The sequence below is a fragment of the Aquitalea denitrificans genome, from assembly GCF_009856625.1.
In the GTDB taxonomy this organism is placed as follows: Bacteria; Pseudomonadota; Gammaproteobacteria; order Burkholderiales; family Chromobacteriaceae; genus Aquitalea; species Aquitalea denitrificans.
Window position 1 is genome coordinate 114,828 of sequence record NZ_CP047241.1, and the last position, 21,975, is coordinate 136,802.

General features: G+C 58.0%; 11 protein-coding genes. 4 read left to right on the forward strand and 7 right to left on the reverse strand.

Annotated features, from left to right (window positions below; translation table 11 throughout):
* The first annotated feature begins 5 nt into the window (after nucleotides 1–5).
* Together GSR16_RS00580 and GSR16_RS00585 are read left to right on the forward strand one after the other, a co-directional pair.
* On the forward strand, nucleotides 6–605 hold the full coding sequence (locus tag GSR16_RS00580; RefSeq protein ID WP_159874658.1) for a helix-turn-helix transcriptional regulator: 600 nt from the start codon (nucleotides 6–8) through the stop codon (nucleotides 603–605).
* Between the two features lie 177 nt (nucleotides 606–782).
* Nucleotides 783–7,112 carry a retention module-containing protein gene (locus GSR16_RS00585; RefSeq protein ID WP_159874659.1) on the forward strand — a complete coding sequence of 2,110 codons (6,330 nt, stop codon included), beginning with the start codon at nucleotides 783–785 and terminating at the stop codon, nucleotides 7,110–7,112.
* A 129-nt stretch (nucleotides 7,113–7,241) separates the two neighbouring features.
* Here GSR16_RS00585 and GSR16_RS00590 read toward each other — a convergent pair whose 3' ends face one another.
* Together GSR16_RS00590 and GSR16_RS00595 are read right to left on the reverse strand one after the other, a co-directional pair.
* The gene (locus tag GSR16_RS00590; protein WP_159874660.1) at nucleotides 7,242–9,158 is read right to left on the reverse strand and encodes a bifunctional diguanylate cyclase/phosphodiesterase; all 1,917 of its coding nucleotides are present in this window, start codon (nucleotides 9,156–9,158) and stop codon (nucleotides 7,242–7,244) included.
* An 8-nt stretch (nucleotides 9,159–9,166) separates the two neighbouring features.
* A complete protein-coding gene (locus GSR16_RS00595; RefSeq protein ID WP_159880690.1) occupies nucleotides 9,167–9,826 on the reverse strand; it encodes a transglutaminase-like cysteine peptidase in 660 nt (219 codons plus the stop codon).
* 172 nt (nucleotides 9,827–9,998) lie between these two features.
* Between GSR16_RS00595 and GSR16_RS00600 the strand changes: the two genes are divergently transcribed.
* Nucleotides 9,999–11,531 carry a TolC family outer membrane protein gene (locus tag GSR16_RS00600; RefSeq protein WP_159874661.1) on the forward strand — a complete coding sequence of 511 codons (1,533 nt, stop codon included), beginning with the start codon at nucleotides 9,999–10,001 and terminating at the stop codon, nucleotides 11,529–11,531.
* A 63-nt stretch (nucleotides 11,532–11,594) separates the two neighbouring features.
* Here the strand turns inward: GSR16_RS00600 and GSR16_RS00605 are convergent, their stop codons facing one another.
* From GSR16_RS00605 to GSR16_RS00615, 3 genes are all read right to left on the reverse strand, one after another.
* The gene (locus tag GSR16_RS00605; protein WP_159874662.1) at nucleotides 11,595–13,244 is read right to left on the reverse strand and encodes a methyl-accepting chemotaxis protein; all 1,650 of its coding nucleotides are present in this window, start codon (nucleotides 13,242–13,244) and stop codon (nucleotides 11,595–11,597) included.
* Between the two features lie 203 nt (nucleotides 13,245–13,447).
* Nucleotides 13,448–14,242, reverse strand: coding sequence for a TatD family hydrolase (locus GSR16_RS00610; protein ID WP_159874663.1), 795 nt, complete (start codon nucleotides 14,240–14,242; stop codon nucleotides 13,448–13,450).
* A gap of 31 nt (nucleotides 14,243–14,273) precedes the next feature.
* On the reverse strand, nucleotides 14,274–17,252 hold the full coding sequence (locus tag GSR16_RS00615) for a bifunctional diguanylate cyclase/phosphodiesterase (protein WP_159874664.1): 2,979 nt from the start codon (nucleotides 17,250–17,252) through the stop codon (nucleotides 14,274–14,276).
* A gap of 420 nt (nucleotides 17,253–17,672) precedes the next feature.
* Between GSR16_RS00615 and GSR16_RS00620 the strand changes: the two genes are divergently transcribed.
* Nucleotides 17,673–19,886, forward strand: a complete 2,214-nt coding sequence (locus tag GSR16_RS00620) for a TonB-dependent receptor (protein ID WP_159874665.1) — start codon at nucleotides 17,673–17,675, stop codon at nucleotides 19,884–19,886.
* Between the two features lie 384 nt (nucleotides 19,887–20,270).
* Here GSR16_RS00620 and GSR16_RS00625 read toward each other — a convergent pair whose 3' ends face one another.
* Together GSR16_RS00625 and GSR16_RS00630 are read right to left on the reverse strand one after the other, a co-directional pair.
* Entirely contained in the window at nucleotides 20,271–20,732 is a 462-nt protein-coding gene (locus GSR16_RS00625; protein WP_159874666.1) for a hypothetical protein, read from the reverse strand.
* Between the two features lies 1 nt (nucleotide 20,733).
* The gene (locus tag GSR16_RS00630) at nucleotides 20,734–21,747 is read right to left on the reverse strand and encodes an endonuclease/exonuclease/phosphatase family protein (protein WP_159874667.1); all 1,014 of its coding nucleotides are present in this window, start codon (nucleotides 21,745–21,747) and stop codon (nucleotides 20,734–20,736) included.
* Nucleotides 21,748–21,975: the final 228 nt, after the last annotated feature.

A 21,975-nucleotide genomic window follows, 5' to 3' on the forward strand; every position in this document is an offset into this window, starting at 1 on the left:
GCGATATGGTGATACTGATTACGGCCAGTAGTGCGCTGGCGGATGGCTGGGCAGACAGCCTGCAACTGCAAGATGCCGTGCGCCTGCCTGATCTGGCGGCGCTCAACCGCAGCAGCGTGCCAGCGGACAGCCTGGTCTTGCTCGACCTGGCCGGCACCGTGGCAGGCGAACAGGACATCCTGTACGCCTGCCGGCATTGCCGGGTGCTGGCGCTCAGCTCGCTGCCGCAGGACGAAGAGGGCTTGCGCTGGTTGCAGTGGGGGGCCGTGGCATACGCCCACGCCATGAGTACGCCAGATCTGCTGCTGCAGGTATTTGACACGGTGCAGGCCGGTGGCACCTGGGTGGGGCGCAGCATCATGCAGCAGCTGTGCGCGCGCTTTGGTCGACAGCTGCCGGCGGCTGCCGCGCCAGACTGGCGTACCCGGTTGTCAGAGCGGGAACAGGATGTGGTGGCTGCCCTGCGTGAGGGGCGGGCCAATAAGGACATCGCCCGTTTGCTGGAGATTTCTGAACGTACGGTGAAAGCCCATCTCACCTCGGTATTCCAGAAATTTGGCGTGGAAGACCGCCTGCAACTGCTGCTGAAGCTGACGGGCCACTAGGATGTATGCCACAGCACAGGACACAGCCGCCTTGCTGGTTTGCAATGCGGCTATTTTTTCAAATGTGCATGTGAATTTTCTGAAAATAAAAGAATATCTGCCCTTCAGTACAATATATTTCTCTGACATCACTGCATAAGCTGACCGAAGTGCATATTGCGTCTTCAGGAGTCAGTCATGAGTACCCCCGCTATCCAAGGTCAGGTTGTCGCCGTCAACGGTGTGGTCAAAGCCATCGATGCCCAAGGGCATGAACGCATTCTCAAGGCCGGCGACATCATCCAGCCGGGTGAGCATGTGGTGCTGCTGGATGGCGCAACGCTATCGGTAGGTCGCGCTGACGGTGCAGTGCTCAATGTCGATGGCCCGCGCGAAATGGCGCTGACTGACGAAACGCTGCAGCCGCAGACCACGGATAAAAGCGAAGCTGCTGTAGCCAAGCTGGCTCCGGAAGCACAGCAAGTGCTGGCCGCGTTGGAAAACGGCCAGGATCCGCTGGCCCAGCTTGATCCTGCCGCCGCCGGCCTGAACGGAGCCGGAACCGGTGATGAAGGCAGCCACGGCTTTGTGCGGCTGATGCGCGTGAGCGAAACGCTGAACGGCCCGCTGCCAGACACCGCTGGCGCTGCGGTGCTTGGCACCCAGTCGGTACAGGCAGATACCACCCCGAATGCTGCCGCACCCATCAGCCTTACCATCGACAATATCAGTGCCACCAATGATTCCACGCCCACCATTCATGGCACTGGCATTCCCGGCCTGACCGTAGTTGTGACCAATGCCGCCGGTGCGGTGGTGGGTAGCACGGTAGTCGGCAGCGATGGCAACTGGTATGTCACGCCCACCACGCCGCTGCCGGATGGCACCGATACGCTGATTGCCACCAGTACCAATACGGCAGGGGCTACCGCTAACGCCACCGCTACCGCCATCATCGATACCACGCCGCCGGCCGTACCGACCGTGGCCATCAGCGAGCATGGAACGCCCGATGGCGTCATCAATGCCGCCGAGCTGGTCAATGGCAAGGTAGAGGCCACCGTCAAGCTGGATGCCGCCGACCTGGCCAAGAACGGCAGTGCCACCATCACGGTGAATGATGGCGGCCATGTCACTACCCTGGTGGTGCATGCTGATGGCAGCGTGACCGGCGCTGACACCGCTGTTACCGCCAGCTATAGCAATGGCACCGTGACACTGGACATTGCCAAGCCCGCCGATGGCAGTACCGTTACCGTAACCGCCACCCAGACAGATGCGGTGGGCAATACGTCCGGGCAGGGCATGGACGATGCCACGCTGCACAGCACGCTGCCCACGGCAACCATTACCGTTGACAATGTCACTGCCGACAACATCCTCAACCTCAATGAGTACTATGGTGATGTCGTTACCATCACCGGTACGGTGGGTGGCGATGCCAAGCTGGGCGACAAGGTGACGCTGACCATTGGCGGTGCCACCTACACCACCGAAGTGATCGAGATCAACGGCCATCTTGGCTTCTCCCGCAATGTGGGAACGGGCGATCTGTCCAGTGCCACCAGCATCCATGCCACGGTGGGGGTGAGCGACAGCTATAACAACACCGCGACCGTATCGACCGATCATGACTATCTGGTCGACTTGTCCACGCCCAAAGCCAGCATCACGGTAGATCCGCTTACCGCCGATAATGTACTGAACATCCAGGAAGGCAGCGGCAACACCGTCACGGTCACTGGCACCGTTGGTAGCAATGTGAAGGTGGGTGACACCGTTACCCTGACCGTGCATGGCCACGACACAAGCGGCCAGGTGATCGATCTGGGTAACGGCAAGCTGGGCTACAGCATTCCGGTCAGCAGTGATGACCTCAAGAACGACAGCAATATCCACGCTAGCGTCACTACCAGCAGCATTGGCGGTAATACGGCCGATGCCAGTGCAGACCACAGCTATGGCGTTGACTTGCAGGCACCCACCGTCAGCATTGATAGTGGCCTGGCAGGTGATGACATTGTCAATGCAGTTGAACACAAGCTGGCGCTGACCATCAGTGGCAGTACCAGCGCCGAAGACGGTCAGACTGTGGATGTCGTGCTCAATGGCCAGCATTACAGCGCCACAGTGAGCAATGGCAGCTGGAGTACCGAAGTCCCGGCCGCTGATGTTGCCAAGCTGGCGGATGCCACCAGCTATACCATCACTGCCGATGTCCATGATGTGGCCGGTAACCCAGCCGCACAGGCCAGCCATGAACTGGCCGTGGATATTACCGCCAGCATCACCATCAGCAACGACGGCAGCGGCAGTGACGGCGTGTTCAACAAGAGCGAAGCCGCCGGTGCCGTGGTCAGCGGCAGCACCACGGGCGTGGAAGAAGGCCAGACGGTAACGGTGACCTTTACTGATAGCCAAAGCCATGTTGTCAGTGTCGATACCACGGTGGGCAAGGACGGCAGCTGGAGCGTGCCGTCCAGCAGCCTGAGCGGCCTGGTGGACGGTGCGGTGACGGTAAAAGCGCAAGTCAGCGATGTGGCCGGCAACACCGCCAGCGACAGCCATGCCGATAAGCTGGACACCCTGGCCACTATCACGATTACCAATGACAGCAGTGGCAGTGACCAGACCTACAATCTGGTCGAATCCGGCAATGTGGTGGTAAGCGGTACGACCACGGGTGTCGAAGAAGGCCGCACGGTTTATATCACCTTTACGGATGGTGCCAATGCCGAAATGGCCGCCGTGACGGTTCAGAAAGATGGCAGCTGGACAACGGCAGGGGTAAAGGTGGAGCTGGGCAGCCTGAATCAGGGCAGCATCAGTGTCAGTGCCAGCGTGGTGGACAAGGCAGGTAACCTTGCCGAGACCAGCCATGACGACAAGCTGGATACCATCGCCCCCACCATTGTGATCAACACGGTTGCCGGTGATGACATCATCAATGCCAAGGAGTACGCACTGCCGCTGACCATCAGTGGTACCACCAGTGCCGAGGATGGCCAGCTGGTCGATGTGGTACTCGATGGCAAGCATTACAGCGCAACCGTCAGCAACGGCAGTTGGAGTACCGAAGTCCCGGCTACTGCCGTGTCCAAGCTGACCGATGGCCAGAGCTACACCATTACTGCCGATGTCAGCGACAAGGCCGGTAACCCGGCCACAGAAGCCAAACACAGCCTGGCCGTGGATATCACGGCACCGGATGCGCCGCAAGTAAGCTTTGTTTCCAGCGGAACTTACAGCTATAGCAACTACTTCGGTATCGATGATGCCCATATCAGTACGCCGGTAAACGGCCAGAGCGCCCTGGCGACCGTGCTGGGGGATCTGGTCAATCTGAACCCGACCGCCACCTTTATTGCCCAGTCGCTCAATTTCGGTACCAGTACCGGTGCCTGGCAGGATGGTTCGCTGGCGGTCAACAGCAATCTGGGTACGACAGGAGCGCTGGCCGACTTCATCAGCAACAGCAATGGCAGTACCGGTACCGGCCTGCAACTGGGCAGCAGCTATGGCACCACTTCGCGCGCCATCGTGGAAACCGGCGGCGTATTTACTGCCACGGCAGGCAACTACACCATCGCGGTACGTGCCGATGATGGCTATATGTTGTTGATCGATGGCAAGGTTGTGGCCCAGGAAACCAATAACCAGTCGCCGGCTACAGCCGGGTACAACATCCATCTGGACAGTGCGGCCAACAACCAGCACACCATCCAGGTGGTGTACTGGGATCAGGGTGGACTGGCTACGCTGCAAGTCAGCCTGGAGCAGAACGGCAACAATATCGTCAACCTGTTGCAACCGGGCAGCAGCGTCACCGCACAGGTCACACTCAATGCCAATGACCAGGCGGTACTGGTGGATGGTGGCTCGGTGCATTTGACCGGCAGCGGCAATACCGACCTGACCTTGCATCTGGATGCCAGCGGCAAGCTGGTGGATGCCAGCAACAATAGCTACAGCTATCAGGGTGGTGTCATCTCGCTGAGCATGGCTGCCCCGGCTGCCGGTGCTGCCATTGCGCTGACCGCCACGGTCTCCGACAAGGGCGGCAATACCTCGCCGTCGGCGGAGGCAAGCTATACCCAGCCGGGCATTCCCACCGGCCACCTGCAACATGATGCCGCCAACGATACCGGCAGCAATGCGGCAGACAGCATCACCGCCGACAAGACCCCGGTTCTTACCGGTACGGCGGACGCTAACAGCCAGATTACGGTCAGCCTGAACGGCCACAGCTATACCACCACCGCCGATGCCAGTGGCAAATGGTCGGTCAGCGTCACTGACAGCCTGGGCGACGGTGTGTACATTCCGCTGGTCAAGGCCGTAGATGCCAACGGTGCCACGGCTACCGGCTTTGGTACCGCTTTTGCGGTAGATACCCAGGCCATCATCACCATTGCCAATGACGGTAGCGGCAGCGACGGCGTGTTCAACAAGAGCGAGAGCATGGTCGCGGTGGTCAGCGGCAGCACCACGGGCGTGGAAGCAGGCCAGACGGTGACGGTAAGCTTTACTGACAGTGCCAGCCATGTGGTGACTGTGAGCAGCACGGTTGCCGCCAACGGCAGCTGGAGTATTCCGGCCAGCAGCCTGTCTACGCTGGTGGATGGTGCGGTGACCGTGAAGGCGCAGGTGAGCGATCTGGCAGGCAATGTTGCCACTGCCGAAAACAAGGACAAGCTGGATGCCACGGCTCCGACGCTGACCATTGGCAAGATCGCCGGTGATGATGTCATCAACGCGCTTGAGCACAAGCAGGTACTGACCATCAGTGGTAGCACCAGTGCCGAAAACGGGCAGACCGTGGATGTCGTGCTCAATGGCCAGCACTATAGTGCCACCGTCAGCAATGGTAGCTGGAGCACATCGGTACCAGCTGGCGATGTGGCCAAACTGACTGATGCCAAGAGCTATACCGTGATCGCCGATGTGAGCGACAAGGCAGGCAACCCGGCAGTAGAGGCCAGCCATGTACTGAAGGTGGATACAACAGCCACCATCATCATTACCGATGATGGCAGCGGCGGCGACCAATACTTCAACAAGTCCGAATATGGTGCGGTAACGGTCAGCGGTACTACCCATGGCGTGGAAGCGGGCCAGATTGTCTACGTAACTTTTACCGATGGTGCAAACTCCGAGACCAGCGCCGTTATCGTCAAGGCAGATGGCAGCTGGAACACCGCGGATGTGAAACTGGACCTGAGCAATCTGAACCAGGGCCAGATCACGATCAGCGCCAGTGTGATCGACAAGGCCGGCAATGCAGCCAGCGATAGCGGCTTCGACACGCTGGATACCATTGCACCGACAGCGGCGGGCATGTCGGCTGCCACCTCGGCGGCAACCATCTCCAATCTGTTCAACACCGGGGTGAACAACGGCGGCAATGCATTGTCTGCCGGCAAGACCGATGGTCATTACACCCTGGTCAGTGCGCCGGACAAAGCTAACCTGACGTCGGCCACGGTGGTGGGCCAGTCCGATGCCAGCGGCAAGAACTGGGTGACCGATGACTACAGCAAATCGCAGTGGATTGGCGATATGGATGACAAGAACGGTAGCTACAGCTACCAGACTACTTTCAATATATCGTCTACCGCAGTGCTGGCATCGGTGCTGCTCAGCTTCGACCTGTCGGCCGACGATAATGTACACATCTGGCTGAATGGCAAGGATACCGGTCTGTCCTACAGCAGCCTGTGGACCACCGTACAGCATGTTGACCTGAGCGGTGCCAGCGGTCTGTTTGTCAGCGGCAACAATACCCTGACCTTCGTGGTGGACAACTCGGGTGGCGGAGCAACCGGTCTGAAAGTGGACAATATCACCGGGACGGCCCAAGGCAGTAACCTGGAAGTAGATGTTTCCCTGGCCGGCACTGGTGCAGTGGCGGGCGATACGCTTACCTTTACCGCGCTTGAGGGCGGTGTGAGCACAAGCTCCAGCCACCTTATCACCAGCAGCGACATTGCCCATGGGGTCATCAGCGAGGCACAGCACCTGCCGACAGGCAGCGGGGTGTCCACCTACACTTCCACCCTCACTGACAAGGCGGGCAATGTCTCCACCCTGGCGACTGAAACGGTGTTCGGTTCCGGCAACCATAGCGTCAGCGATGGTGTCGGTGTGGATACCTTCAAGTGGACGCTGGCTTCCAATGGCAGTAGCAGCACGGTGGCAAGCACCACAATCAGCAACTTTGATCTGGCCGACCACAACAATGCTGGCGGTTCGGCGCTGGACCTGAAGGATCTACTACAGGGCGAGAACCATGCCAGCAGTACCGGCAATCTCACCAGCTACCTGCACTTCACCCAGAGCGGGGCGGATACCATCGTGCACGTGGATGCATCCGGTGGCTTCAAGACGGGTGCCGGTGCCGGCAGCGATACCGTGGACATCGTACTCAAGGGGGTGTCGCTGGCTGACCTTGGTGGCGGCATTGCCAATACCTCGGATACGCAGATCATCCAGAACCTGCTCAATCACGGCAAGCTGATCACCGACTAATCCCTCCTCACCCGACAGGCCGACAGCCTTGCCCGCTGTCGGCTTTTTTATTGCCCAGTGCCTGGTGGGCTCGGCAGCAAAAAGCCCTGCCAGCAAGACGGGCAGGGCTTTGCGTTGCAATGTGCTTGCTCAGCTGATGGCCGGGCCGGTCAGGCTGTGCACACCCATGTCAATCAAGGCTGCCGCATCCTCCGGGCTGGCAATGCCCTTGGCCTCCAGCTGAACGCCCATCAGCGCAGCCATGCGCAGCAGGCCGCGCAGCAGGGCAGAGCGTCCTTCGTCGGCATGAATGCCCAGCGTCAGGGTATTGTCCAGCACCAGATAGCTGATGCTGGCCTCATGAGTACGGGCTACCAACGCCAGATTATGCCCCTGGATTTCCACAGCCAGCTGGTGGCCTGCCGGGCGAATGGCGCGGCTGAAGGCGACAAAGTGCTCCCAGTGCTCATCCAGCCCGGTTTCATGGAATTCAAAATTGATCTTGCGTTCCGGGTAATGCTGCAACAGCTGCAGGATGGACGGCAGGAAGTCAGGGTGCTGCAAGGAAGCGGGCGACATGTTGACGGCCAGTATCCCTGCCGGGCCACGGCGCAGGGCCAGGCTCAGCGTATTGATATCCAGCCGGTGTACCAGTCCCAGCCGTGCGGCCTGTGAAACCAGGCGCAGCGCGCCCATGGCGGCAACGCTGCCCTGTTGCGGCCGGAACAGCATGCCCTCATGCCACAGCACGGTTTTGTCAGCATCGCATACCGGATACCAGCGCAAGCGCAGCGAATCATCCTGGCAGGCGGTTTCCAGCAGGGCTTTCCAGTCTGGATGGATTTCATGGCTGGCTGTTTCATCCGCCTTGTCCATGCTCCAGCTGTTAAGCGGCTGGGTTTCGGCCAGAGTCAGGCTGTCGCTGGCGCGGCTCAGCACCTCGGCCAGCTGGTCGCCACTCTGGAAGGGGGTGATGCCGATATGGCCCAGCCCCGGCTGATCGGAAAGGTCCATCGTCCAGTACACCGGCCACAGCAGGCAAAGCTCATCGGCCAGCTTGCCAGCTTCGTCGTGACCCAGTTCCGGGCAGAACAGGGCAAAGTCGGCCCCACGCAGGCGGGTGGCCATCCAGCCACGGTGAGTCTGGCACTGGGTGGACAGATCATCAGCCACCCGCTTGAGCAGGGCATCGGTACGCCGTCCGCCCAGGCGCTGGTTCAGCTCGGCCAGGCCGGCCACCCGGATAAGCAGCAGATGACCGCTGGCCGGGTCTGCTTGCGGGTCGAGCAGGCTGGCAAAGCGCTGTTCAAAGGCTTCGCGGTTGGGCAGGCCGGTACTGCTGTCGGTCAGCACTTCACGACGCAGGCGGTCCACCTCGTCGCGCAGACCCAGCAGGTAGTTTTGCAGCCGTTCCACCATGTGGTTCATGGCCATGCCCACTTCCGCCAGCTCCGGAATGCCGGGCACGGGAATGCGCATGAAACGCTGTTCGCTGATGGCGTGGGCTTGTGCCACGACGGCATGCAGTTCGCGACGCAGGCTGCGGATGTCGAAAAATCCGAGCAGCCCGGCGGCAACGCCGATGATCAGCAGCCAGAATACGGTTTGCAGTGCGCCCTGCCACAAGGAGCTGTAGGCATAACCCAGATGCGCACTGACCACGATGCGGCCTGCCTGCAGCCAGCCATTGCTGACTTGTGCCAGGCCAGTTTGCGGTTTCAGCGGCAGTAACTGGCGGAACCACGCCGGGGTGTCTTCAAAGCCGTTGCGGTTGCGCAGATGGATGGCCTGTTCGGCTGGTACGCCTTCCCAGCTGATCTCGGCAAAGTGGCCTTGTTCGAAGGCTGCGCCCAGCAGGGTTTGCGCCATCACCGGGTCCGCCTTGTACTGGGTCACCATCAGGGCCAGTGCATTAGCGGTGTCAGCGCTTTGCGCGCTCAGCTGTTGTTCCAGATAGCTGCGTGCATTAAGCAGATTGGCAATCAGCGCACCGCCAATGGACAGCGCTACCAGCAACAGCAGCAACAGCCACAGGCGCTGCACCAGGGAAAGCTTGCGTGATTTCACGGGGGTGCTCAAAAGGTAAAACCTTCCGTTTTCAGTTTGTCCAGCAGCTGTTTCCAGCGGGTCAGCCGGTTGACATTGTTGTTCTGTGTTCCACCCACCCAGATGCTTTCCATATTGAAGCTGAACACTGGGATCAGGTCTGGGCGCTGCGAGGCTGGCTGGATGCTGGTGATCAGGTTATCCAGAATCAGCGGCTCCACCATCGGACTAGGATAGTATGCCAGCACCATATGCGCCTGGGTGACATTGCTGGAAGGGCCGCCAATGCGGGCCTTCACATAAGTCAGCCGGATCTTGTCCGGGGCCACGCCCAGCATGCGCAGGGACACGTATTTGCCTATCACGAAGCCCTTGCAGTCCGCCATGCCCTTGCCAAAGGTTTCCAGCGGTGTCGCCCAGTAATCTTCCTGCCGCCACACCTGGCTGTTTTCGGCATAGGTGATGCGACGGTTGAAAAATTCATTCACTTCTTTCAGGCGCTGATTATCGCTGCTGCCGGCATTGTTCAGCATGGTTTGCCAGTCGCGGTACAGCCGCTGTGCCTGCGGGCCATAGCGTGACACTGTCTGCTCGCTGGGCAGGCTGCTGCCGGTTACTCCCAGGCACAGCAAGCAGCTGAACAGCACAGGCAGCAGCAGGCGCAGCCAGCCCCACGCCGTGCAAGGCATGTTGTGCACGGGCATTTTGCGGAGTGTGGCAGGCCGGGAACAGATCAATCGCATGGCATTATTTATGTAAAAAACTGGCAGCGTCAGTAAAAATCCGTGTGTATAATTTGATTGTATTGTGTTTTAACTTTTTGTTTAAAAAAAATCATATATTTCATATGGGATAGTATCGATGAGAAATTTGCGCAAATCCATCAGTTTGTCGGTAGCCATCGGCCTGGCCGGTGTTGCTGCATTGCTGCCACAGCAGGCCAGTGCCATTGAAGTCACAGCTGCTGTGCAGCAGGCTATTCTGAACAACCCGGAAGTGCTGGCCAAACTGCACCAGTTTCGCGGAGCCGGCCAGGATGTAAACGTAGGCCGGGCGGGTTACATGCCAACAGTTGATCTGAGTTACGAATCCAATCGTCAGCGTTACGACTACCCCAGCACCGTGGCCGTAGCCGACCAGAACTACACCACCCGTGGCTGGAAGCTGAGCTTGAGCCAGAACCTGTTCCAGGGCCTGCAGACCTATAACACGGTCAAGCAACTGGGTTATGACGAACAGGCGAAATATTTCGATTTCCTCGATTCCACAGAAAGTATGGCCTTGCAGACCGTTCAGGCCTATCAGGACGTGCTGCGCTACCGTCAGCTGCTGGATAGTGCCCAGGAAAACTACGCCATCCACAAGGGAATCTTCGAGCAGATTTCCCAGAAGGTCCAGGCAGGGGTTGGCCGTCGCGTGGATCTGGAACAGGCTGCCGGCCGTCTGGCACTGGCGGAAAGCAATCTGATTACCGACACCTCCAACCTGCATGATGTCTCGGTGCGCTATGCCCGTCTGACCGGCAGCGATGCGCCGGCCCAACTGAGCGAGATTCCGTCGATGAAGGCTGCGCTGCCGGCCAGTCCGGACCTGATCAAGAATGCCGTTGTGCGCAATCCGGCTTACCTGAGTGCGCTGTCCAGCGTACGTTCGGCTCAGGCCGAGGTGAATGTGCGCCGCGGTGCCTTCTCGCCCACGCTGGACTTGCAGGCCAGCAAGGCGCCTACCGATAACTACGATGGTTACAATGGCCGTACCAAGATCAGCTCGGTGGCCGTTATCTTCAACATGAATTTGTTCCGTGGTGGTGCCGACCGTGCCCGCCTGGGCTCGGCTGCCGAAAAGCTGAACACCACCAAGGACCTGCGCGACAAGGTATGCCGCGACATGCGCCAGACCCTGAGCATTGCCAACAACAATATCGTCAAGCTCAAGGATCAGATGGAGTCGCTGCGTCAGCATCAGTTGTCCACGGAAAAGGCGCGCGATGCCTATCGCAAGCAGTTTGATATCGGCCAGCGTACCCTGCTGGATGTGCTGGACAGCGAAAACGAGCTGTTTGATGCGCAACGTGCCTATATCAACGCCCAGTCCGATTACAAGCTTGCCGAAGCAACCGTGCTGGCCAATTCGGGCAGCTTGCTGCAAACCCTGAAGCTCAAGCCGGTGGAAGACTTCAAGACCGATAGCAGCCTGAACGAAGAAGAGCAGAATGCCTGCAACACCGCTTACACCCCGCCGGCAGTGGTGGATGTGAAGTCGATTGCGGCACGTCAGTACACGGCAGCCGCTGCCGAACCGCTGGCGGCTGCAGTACCGGCAGCCCCGCTGACCGCCAAGCCGCTGAAGGCCAAGGCCAAGGCGAAAAAACCGCTGGCCTCTGCCGCCAACTGAGTGGCTGACCTTGCATGAAAAAGCCGCCTGTGAAGGCGGCTTTTTTTGTGGCGCTACGGGTGGTCATACCCTGAAACGGTTCAGGCTCTCGTCCAGGGCCGCGGACAGGTCCTTCAGTTGCTGTGCCAGTTGGTGGGATTCCTGCACTGAACGGTTGGTGCTGTCGTTCATCTGGGCAATCTGTTCCACATTGCGGGCTACATCCTGACTGGCCTGGCTCTGTTCCTTGATGGCGCCGGCCACATCGCCGATCTTGTCTACCGAGCGCTGTGACAGATCCCGGATCAACTGCAGTGATTGCGCTACTTGCTGGGTGCTGCTGACGCCGGTTTCAATGCGGGCATTGGCTTGCTGCATGCTGACAAAGGCCTGGCGGGTATCGGTCTGCACGCCGGAAATGCGTGCAGAGATTTCTGCGGTGGCCTCGCTGGTGCGCTCGGCCAGCTTGCGCACTTCGTCGGCCACCACGGCAAAGCCGCGTCCCATCTCGCCAGCGCGGGCAGCTTCGATGGCGGCATTAAGGGCCAGCAGATTGGTCTGGTCGGCAATGTCGCGGATCACTTTGACGATATCGCCGATTTCACCGGAGCGCTGGTTGAGCTGTTCGATCACCTGGGCGGTATCGGTAATGCTGCTGGCAATGTGGCGGATTTCTTCTGCGGCCTGTGTTGCCAGCTGGCTGCTGCGGGTGGCTTCGCTGGTGGCATTGCGGGCCTGTTCTTCCACCCCCAGGGTATTGTCCGACACCATCTGGATGCTGACGGTCATCTGTTCGATGCTGGCGGCACTGGCAGAGGCTGCTTCGGACTGCCGGTGCGAGGCCTTGGCCACATAATCGCTGACATCACCCAACTGGTCGGCTACGCCCACCAGTTGCGAGGAGTAGCCGTGTGATTCCTGGATCAGCGTCCGTACCGTACCAACCAGATCAGATACCGAGCGGCCCATGCTGCCCAGCTCGTTACGGCCCAGATCGGGCAGTTGGTGGGTCAGGTCACGGCTTTGGGCCAGATGCTGGCTGCTGTCGCGCATGCTGTTGAGCGGGTGGCGGATGGAACGGATGATCAGCCAGGACAGGGCAATGCCCAGTAGCAGGGCAATGGCCAGCAAGGCCATGACCGCATTGCGTACCGAGGACGAGGTGGCGTTGATCTGGCTGCCCAGTGCATTGACGGCGTCTACTGCCGCCGTGCTGATGGTTTGCAGCATCTCCTCCATCTGATGCACGTTTTCCTTGAACTTGCTGATGGCGGCATTACCGTCTGCCGGTGTGGTGATGGTGCCGGCTTCCACCTGGCTGCTGACGCTGTTGAAGCCGTCGGCATAGGCTTGCAGCAATTCACCCTGCTTGCGCACCGGGCCGGACAAGCTGCTGTTCAGGCTGTTATTGCCATCGGCCAGCGACTGCGACAGCTTGCCCACCGTGTCCTGGGCCTTGGCGTAGGTTTCCTTCCACTTGGCCAGATATTCCGCCCGCTTGCCGCTGCTGGCGATATTCAGGTAGTAGTCTTTTTCAAAACGCCGCAGATTGCCCATGTGTACGCGCAGCTGCGACACATCGCGAAAGAACACCAGTTCGTGGCTGGAGACCTCCTCGACCCGGTGGTCGATACGGCCCAGTCCTTGCAGGGTGATGCTGCCGATAATGGCGAGCGCAAGCAGCAGCAGGCCAAAGCCCATGGTGATGCGTGCGGCGATGGATAGATTTTTCATGATATTCCCCGTACCTCTTCTTCAGGCTGCAGGCAGAGGATGCTGATGCATTCTGCTTGCCTGTTACTTCATGCCGATGGCCGGAAGCTGCTGTCAGGATGGCGGGTGATTGCGGCCATCTATTCTGTCTGGTGCATCCGGTCTACACAGGGCCCGCACATTAGCATGGTATTGCTTGATAATCACCCCGCACCGCCACATTGTTATGTTGGCAATGGCAGGCCGATGGCCTGGTAAGTATTGCGCCACAGGGCGAGCCTTAACTCATTCAAGTCGATGTTGCGCAATTCGGCCATGACAAATGAAAATTTTTCCACATTGGCCGGAACATTGGGCTGCTGCTGTGCCCATTCCGGACGGATATCCGGGGCATCGGTTTCCAGCACCAGGGCGGACAGCGGGAGGGTGGTGGCCAGCTCGCGGATGCGCCGTGAACCGCTGTAGGTCATGGCACCGCCAAAGCCCAGTTTGAAACCCAGCTGAATGAAGGCGTCCGCCTGCTGCCGGCTGCCGTTGAAGGCATGGGCAATACCGCCGGGGACGGGAGTCTGGCGCAGGTATTTGAGAATGCGGTCTTGCGCGCGCCGTACATGCAGCAGCACGGGCAGATTGTATTTGCGTGCCAGTTTCAGCTGTTCCACCAGCAGGCTTTCCTGCCTGGCGGCATCCAGCCCCGGCAGGTAGTAATCCAGCCCGATTTCACCCACCGCCAGCGGGGCATGCTGCTGCAGGTGTTCTTCCAGTATCTGCAGGTGATCGTCCAGATGACGCGACAGGTAGATGGGATGCAGGCCAAAGGCAATCCAGCAGCCATAGCGTGCGCGCATGGCCAGGCTGTCGGCGAAGCTGTCGCTGTGGATGGATGGCAACAGCAGTTGCCCGACGCCGCTGGCCTGAGCGGCAGCAACGATATCATCGCGCTGGCCATCAAATTCCGGAGCATCCAGGTGGCAGTGGGTGTCGATCAGGCAGGGGCCGGGTGCGCTGTGGAAATGCATGCAAAACTCCACGGTGTTAAGGCTGGTGTAGCTAGCGGTCTTGCAGCAGCTGCAGGAAATCGGTAATCGGCATGGGCCGGCCAAACAGATAGCCCTGAAAAGCGTAGCAGTGCTGTTGTAACAAAAACGCGCGCTGGCTGGCGGTTTCCACGCCTTCGGCAATCACCTGCAATTGCATGCTGCTGGCCAGGGCCACAATGGTACGGATGATGGAGACATCATTCACATTGCTGTCGATGTCCCGCACGAAGGACTGGTCGATCTTGAGCTGATCCAGCGGCAAGCGCTTGATATAGGACAGCGAGGAGTAGCCGGTGCCGAAATCATCCAGCGAGAAACACACGCCATCCTGTTTCAGTGTGTTCATTTTGTGGATGGTATCGTCTACGTCCTGCAGCAGCAGGCTTTCGGTCAGCTCCAGTTTCAGGCGCTGTGCCGGCGCACCGCTCAAGCGCAGCGCATTACGTACCATGTCGACAAAACCGGCCTGATGGAACTGGCGGGCGCTGACATTGACCGCCAGTTCCAGTCTGGCTGTGGCCGGGTTTTCCGCCCATTCGGCCAACTGGTGGCAGGCGGTGTGCAATACCCATTCGCCCAGCGGCACAATCAGGCCGGATTCCTCGGCCAGCGGGATAAAGCTGACCGGCCCCACCAGTCCATGCTCTGGCCTCTGCCAGCGCAGCAGGGCTTCGGCTCCGCTGATGTGTCCGTCGGCATCCACTTGCGGCTGGTAGTAGAGCACGAATTCCTGCTGTTGCAGCCCGCGTCGCAGTGCTGCTTCCAGCTCGGCGCGGGCGGTAACGGCCTGCTGCATTTCCGGGTCGAAAAAGCGCAGGGTGTTGCGACCGGCGGCCTTGGCCTGATACATGGCCAGGTCTGCCCGCTTGAGTAGTTCCTCCACCGAACTGGCCTCACCGTCAAACAATACCGCCCCCATGCTGCAGGTGCTGTGGTGCATGCCATCCAGCATGGGATAGGGGCGGGCCAGGGCTTCCAGAATCTGCTGGCCGATGCCGCGTGCCAGCTGGGCAGCCTGAGCCGCTTCGCTGTCCAGGCTTTCCAGCATCACCACGAATTCGTCGCCACCCAGGCGTGCCACGGTATCGCCCGGTCGCAGGCAGTCATTCAGCCGCAGTGCCACCTCTTGCAGCAGCCGGTCGCCCATATCGTGGCCCAGGGTATCGTTGAGCGTCTTGAAATTATCCAGATCAATAAACAGCAAGGCACCGGTTTGCTGGTGGTGCAGGCTGTGTTCCAGAGCCATTTGCAGCCGGTCTTGCAGCAGGCGGCGGTTGGGCAGTTGGGTGAGTGGATCGTAGAAGGCCAGCCGCTTGATCTTGTCTTCAGCTGCCTTGCGCTGGGTGATGTCGCTCATGGTGGCCACATAGTGGCTGACGCTGCCGTCGTCACCCAGTACCGCGCTGATGCTGAGCCATTCCGGATAGATTTCCCCGTTTTTACGCCGATTCCAGATTTCTCCCTGCCATGCCCCCAGTTCCTGCAGGCTTTGCCACAGGCGCTGGTAGAAGGCGCTGTCGTGACGGCCAGATTGCAGCAGGCTGATCTTGCGCCCCACCACCTCATCTGCGGTATAGCCGGTGATGCGGCTGAAGGCTCCGTTTACCCGCAGGATGACGGTGTGGCAATCGGTTACCACCATGCCTTCTTGGGCTTCGAATGCCGTGGCAGCAATACGTAGCAGCTGTTCGGCGTGCTTGCGTTCGCTGATATCGCGGGCTGATGCATAAAGATAGGGCCGGCCGCCGATGGTGACGGTCTTGGCATTGATTTCCACGTCCAGCAAGCTGCCATCCTTGCGCCGATGGCGGCTTTCAAAGCGCTGGCCGTGGGTGCCGCTATCCCTGATCAGCTGCTGCAGTTGCTCGGGCGGGATTTCCCGGTCCCAGTCGGCCAGGACAAACTGGCGCATTTCCTCCATGTCATAACCCAGCATGCTGGCAAAAGAAGGGCTGTATTCGGTCAAGCGGCCATGTTCATCCAGAATGTGAATGCCGTCGGATGCCGTTTGCAGCAGTGCGGCCTGGCGCATGGTTTCCGACAGCGCGGTATGTTCGGCGGCTTCCCGGTCTGAGGTTTCCTGCTCCAGTGCACGGGTGCGCAATGCCACCAGCAAGGCCAGCTCGGCACGGCGGCGACGCAGTTCTACCATCTGCCAGGCCAGCCAGCCCAGCAGGCCGCTGATTACCAGTACCAGCAGGCTGTTGATGGCAATGCGCTGCTGGTTGTGCCAGCCATCCCTGGGCTGGACATCCAGCAGCCATGTCCCGTTAGGCATGTTGATCTGGTAATGCACCGGGTCGTTCAGGGTGGGGGGGATGTGCTCTGAGGTTGCCAATATCTGTACCTGGCGGGTGTCCGGGTGCTGTCGCCACAGGCTGTAGCGGTAGCCGCGCTGTGACAGCCAGTTCAGTCCGGCGCTGTGCAACACATCCGGAAAGCGCAGTAGTGCAATGGCAAAGCCCCAGAATACCGGCGCACTGTGCTTGTCCGGGTTCAGAAACACCGGCAGCCGTCCCACCGCGCCAATTCCGCCTTGCACCAGTGGAAAGGGGCCAGCCAGGGTCATCTGCCCGCTGTTGCGGGCGATAAAGGCTTCCTTGTTGCGTGTGGGGTCGGCCAGCAGATTATGGCCCAACGCCTTTTCATTGCCCTTGAAGGGATAGATTTGCTGCACCACCCCACCCGGGGCCAGCTGCAAGGACATCACGCCCGGATAGTAGGTAATCAGCGGGCGGGCAAAGGTTTCGAAATCATCCAGCCGGCCACGGCCCTGGCGCACCATGGCGCTGAGCGCATAGGTAGAGGACAGCGCCCGATCGATGGCCACCTTTACGGCATTGCCACGGTCGGTGGCATCTGCCAGCGCCTGGGAGCGGGCAAGCTCTTCATCCTGTCGTGCGGCCACGCATACCGCCGCCATGCCAACCAGGCCGGCGAGCAGGGTAATGAAAAGGCTGATCAGCCAGGTGTGCCAGATCTTGTTCACGGTGGTCGCTACGGGGTGGTGGAAAGTAACAGCGCCAGGATGGTCGGGTGCAGGATATTGCCCTGTCCGCACACGAGATGGTACGGCCCAAGCCAAGTCCCCGGGCCAAGTCCTAGTGTACTGAGCAAGTTTGTCAGATGTCATGCTAAACGCAAAGAAACTCACTTGCGCGTTTCAGACTACATGACGTGGCATCTCCAGGCCATGGGCAAGGCCGCCTGCTGCGGCAATTGGTCACATCCCAGCTCCGCGTCAACTTGCTACGCTCGCCCTGGCAAATGTCAAACAGCTGTTTGGTCATTGCAAGCAAGCCTGAGTGCTGGATGAACAGCCAGCCCAGGTTGGCTGATAACACGGCCAGACAAGACCCGGCTCTTGATCCGGCATGCCTTCCTTTCCGTCGCTCACTTGGGAATAACCATGCAATTCCACGCCAAACCGGCCGTCCTGGCCGTTACCCTTGCCCTGTCCGCCTTTCCCCGCATGGCACAGGCAGCCGACAGCAGCACCGAACTTGTACAACTGCCGGAGGTGGTGGTCCACGGCACGCGGCCGGACAGCCAGGCCAATGGCAGCAGCCTCAGCCCGGGACAACTGGCCGCGCAAGCCGCCCGCAGCAGCGACAGCGCCCAGCTGCTGCAAGACATTCCCGGCCTCAATCTGCATGCCGCCGGTGGCTTCTCCAGCCTGCCGGTACTGCGCGGCCTGGCCGACGACCGCCTGCTGGTAAAGACCGATGGTGCCAGCCTGGTGGCTGCCTGCCCCAATCACATGAATTCACCGCTGTCGTATATGGATGCCAGCCAGGTGGACAGCGTGCAGGTATATAACGGTGCGGCTCCGGTCAGTGCTGGCGGCGACAATATCGGCGGGGTGATTGTGGCCAAATCCGCCGCCCCGCAATTTGCCGAGGCAGGCCAGATATTGCAGACCGGCAACGTCGGCGCGTTCTACCGCAGCAATGGCGATGCCCGTGGTGCCAATGCCAGCGCCACGCTGGCTAACGACCATGTCAGCATCAACTACACCGGCTCCACCGCCCGCAGCAACAACTACGACGCCGCCGCCGATTTCAAGAAATCCGGCCTCGCCGCCACGGGCCGCGCCTGGATGGATGGCAAAACAGTAGGCTCCACCGCCTACCAGACCGAAAACCACGAACTGGGCCTGGCCTGGCGCGACAACTACCAGCTGCTGGAAGCCAAAGTGGGCGTGCAACGCACCCCGTACGAAGGCTTTGCCAACCAGCGCATGGACATGACCGACAACAGCAGCAACCAGCTGAACCTGCACTACAACGGCCAGTTTGCCTGGGGCGAGCTGGACGCCCGCCTGTACAGCCAGTATGTGCGTCACAGCATGGACTTTGGCGACGACAAGCAAACCAAGTACGGCAGCTATAATGGCATGCCGATGGACTCTGCCAGCCACACCCTGGGCGGCAGCCTTAGTGCCGAGCTGGCGCTCAACGCGCGCGACAAACTGAAACTGGGCAGCGAAATCCAGCGCTACAGCCTGAACGACTGGTGGCCGGCAGCCGGTGCCACCGGCGGCATGGGCCCCAACACCTTCTGGAACATCAAGGACGGCAACCGCGACCGCGTGGACGCCTTTGCCGAATGGCAGGCGGACTGGACAGCACAATGGCGCAGCATCATCGGCGCACGGCTAAGTCAGGTGAAAAGCAACACCGGCAGCGTAGCGGGCTACAACAACAACGCCTCCTACGCTACTGACGCCGCCAGCTTCAACGCACAAAACCACGCCCGTACCGACCTCAACCTCGACCTGTCCGCACTGGCCCGCTACACCCCGTCGGCAACAGCGCAATACGAACTGGCCTACGCGCAGAAAACCCGCTCCCCCAATCTGTACGAGCGCTATACCTGGTCCAGCAACACCATGGCCGCAGTGATGAACAACTTCGCCGGCGACGGCAACGGCTATGTCGGCAACGCCAACCTCAAGCCGGAAGTGGCCCACACCCTCAGCAGCAGCGCCAACTGGCACGCCGCTGATGGCGAAGCTTGGCAATTCAAGCTCAGCCCTTACTACAGCTATGTGGAAAACTACATCGACGCCCAGCGTTACGGCAGCGCCAACAACAACCAGACCACCACCACCGGCTACGTGGTACTGCAATACGTCAACCAGAACGCCCAGCTATACGGCGTGGACGTCAGCGGCAAGCTGCAACTGGCCAAAACCACCGGTTTAGGCAGTTTCACTGCCACCGCCCAGCTCAGCTACACCCGTGGCGAAAACCTCACCACTGGCGACAATCTGTACAACATCATGCCGCTCAACGCCAAACTGGCGCTGGTAAACACGCTGGGGCAGTGGACCAGCACCGCAGAATGGCAGGCCGTCCGCGCCAAAACGGACGTCTCCGCCGTGCGCAACGAAGTCAAAACCCCCGGCTACAGCCTGTTCAACCTGCGCACCCGCTATGAAAACAAACGGTTCAGCGTGGACGTGGGCATCGACAACGTGTTCAACCGCTTCTACACCCTGCCGCTGGGCGGCGCCTACACCGGACAGGGCATGACCATGAGCCGCGCCGGCATCCCCTGGGGCGTAGGCGTGGCCGGCCCGGCCCGCTCGCTGTACACCGCTTTCAACCTCAAGTTCTGACCCCGCCTGAAACGTCCGCCGGATGGCGGCCACAACCAAACACCCCCGGCCATGCAGATGGAGCGGGGGTGTTTTGTTGTTGGATAGGGTCTCTATCGAAGTGTGGCTGGGAAGCCAATACAGGCGGTGTTCTTTGATTTGTGAAAAAAGGATCTATACACAGTCAATCAAGTCTGGTCCGAAATCTGAGCACCTGTATGGGGTCGTTCAAATTCGTTCACGTCCAAGTTATACCAATCCATGAACAGACTTAGTCCAGAAATCCGGTTTATTATTTACTAGAACTAGCTAACACATTTCTTGTATTTTCATCCAAGGTTATTGGAATGCAAAAATGCTAAAGACTAAACGGAAATGTTAGAATTTGCTCTAATTCTGTTGAGATTAAAACGGTATTTCGTCATCCATATCCATTGCATTTCTATATTTTCTCATTCCGAATCCAATTGCTTGAATGATTGAAGATTCAGGATCGGAAAGAGCAGCAGCAAAAAATTCTTCAAGATCGGAGCGATTTGCCAATCTCTTTATTGGCGAAAAAGCCCCGGTTTGCTTTCTATAGCTACCCATGTCAATAGGGTAGCCTTTGGGATATATCATAAAATCCATAATTGTCATTACTTCAGCATCTGAATCCTCTGTGTCAGTATCAAAATATACTCGATATATATCGCCCTTCGGACTTTCAGTGAGTGGTCTAGTGTACATTGAGAAGCTGCGGGCAGATGTTTTCAAAACTGCTTCGTTAATTGATTCTACAACATTATTCAAGTCGTTTTTTGCGGTTTCAAAACCAGAGTTTATGTCTTGGAGTGTGGTTTGAATAATTTTTAAAAAATCAGTCATTTTAATGTAACTCCATTTTAATTGTTGCAAATAGTGGGAGGTGATCTGATAGTCCTGAGTGTCCATCTTGGGTTATTGAGAATTTTTCAGGAACCCCGGATGGGATAAATTCAGGTAGTGCAATTATTGTCAATGAAGATTCATCAATAAATGGAGGGGTGGTGCCTAGAAGGCCCTGGCTAACTATTACATGGTCTAGGTTGTGCCAACTTTTCTTTTTCTTCCAGTAATATGTTCCTGCTGCATTTTTCATATTTCCTGAAGGTAGCAAAGGTGATAATTCTCCCAGCAACCTCCAAGAGCAATTGTACAAATGTACACGCTTTATATCCTTATCAGTCCAGTGCTTATCAAATGCTCTGGCTCGATGTCTATGGGTATTTAGATCACTCCAGACTGATTTTTCGAATGGCTCTTGATTGAAGTCACCTATTAAAATGGTACTTTTCTTTTTTTTGTTTTTTAAACTATCTGTGTTTAGAAAATCATATACATATTGTGACAAGTAATCGGCAATTCGCTCCCTGCACTTTTCTGAACCATCTTCAAATTTGGCAGGCCAGTGACAAACTATGCATTGAATGATTGAGTTATTACTTGATATATTCAAAACGGCCATTGGCCTTGTGCTTTTGTGTGTATATGGAACAACTATTGGAGGGGCCTCAGTTAATTCAACACCTTGTATTGTTTTTTTGTGCAGTATAGCTAGCTGTAATGATGGTGCCCCAGGTTTGACATCGAGTGATATTAAATTATATTCAGGGAATAGCCTGTCTTTTAAATCGGATGCTGACTTTGCAGTTATTTCTCCAAGTGCAATAATTGTAGGTTTGCCATGTTCTGTTATGAATGCCCTTAATGCATTATCTATTGCGTTGCATTTTAATTGGTATTCTTTGTCCGAAGCAGGCCATCTCTGCCCATTGTTTTGGTTTCTCGTTGAATTGTCAAAATGATAAAAATCATAAACGTTCCACCAGAAGATTGATATGTCTTCAGTTGCTTTTTCCATGCCAAATTTGTCGTGAGATATTAAATATCACAATGAAGGATTGTGAGTAATTTGAACGCGTAAAAAATTATCTACTGAATGAGTAATCTGGTTTTATATAAAAATAGTAATAGCTTTTCGCAACATTGTACACAAGAGGGTCATAGTGGATTGTAAATGCAAATTTCATAATTTAGTTGAATATTTCTCACGTATGTAGCAAAACCCGCCGTCAATGCCACCAATAAC

What these genes read in the sequence shown, in the direction of transcription:
- GSR16_RS00580 (WP_159874658.1), top strand. Translation starts at nt 6, where the DNA reads ATGGTGATACTGATTACGGCCAGTAGTGCGCTGGCGGATGGCTGGGCA.
- GSR16_RS00585 (WP_159874659.1), top strand. Translation starts at nt 783, where the DNA reads ATGAGTACCCCCGCTATCCAAGGTCAGGTTGTCGCCGTCAACGGTGTG.
- GSR16_RS00595 (WP_159880690.1), bottom strand. Translation starts at nt 9,826, where the DNA reads ATGCCTTGCACGGCGTGGGGCTGGCTGCGCCTGCTGCTGCCTGTGCTG.
- GSR16_RS00600 (WP_159874661.1), top strand. Translation starts at nt 9,999, where the DNA reads ATGAGAAATTTGCGCAAATCCATCAGTTTGTCGGTAGCCATCGGCCTG.
- GSR16_RS00605 (WP_159874662.1), bottom strand. Translation starts at nt 13,244, where the DNA reads ATGAAAAATCTATCCATCGCCGCACGCATCACCATGGGCTTTGGCCTG.
- GSR16_RS00610 (WP_159874663.1), bottom strand. Translation starts at nt 14,242, where the DNA reads ATGCATTTCCACAGCGCACCCGGCCCCTGCCTGATCGACACCCACTGC.
- GSR16_RS00620 (WP_159874665.1), top strand. Translation starts at nt 17,673, where the DNA reads ATGCAATTCCACGCCAAACCGGCCGTCCTGGCCGTTACCCTTGCCCTG.
- GSR16_RS00625 (WP_159874666.1), bottom strand. Translation starts at nt 20,732, where the DNA reads ATGACTGATTTTTTAAAAATTATTCAAACCACACTCCAAGACATAAAC.
- GSR16_RS00630 (WP_159874667.1), bottom strand. Translation starts at nt 21,747, where the DNA reads ATGGAAAAAGCAACTGAAGACATATCAATCTTCTGGTGGAACGTTTAT.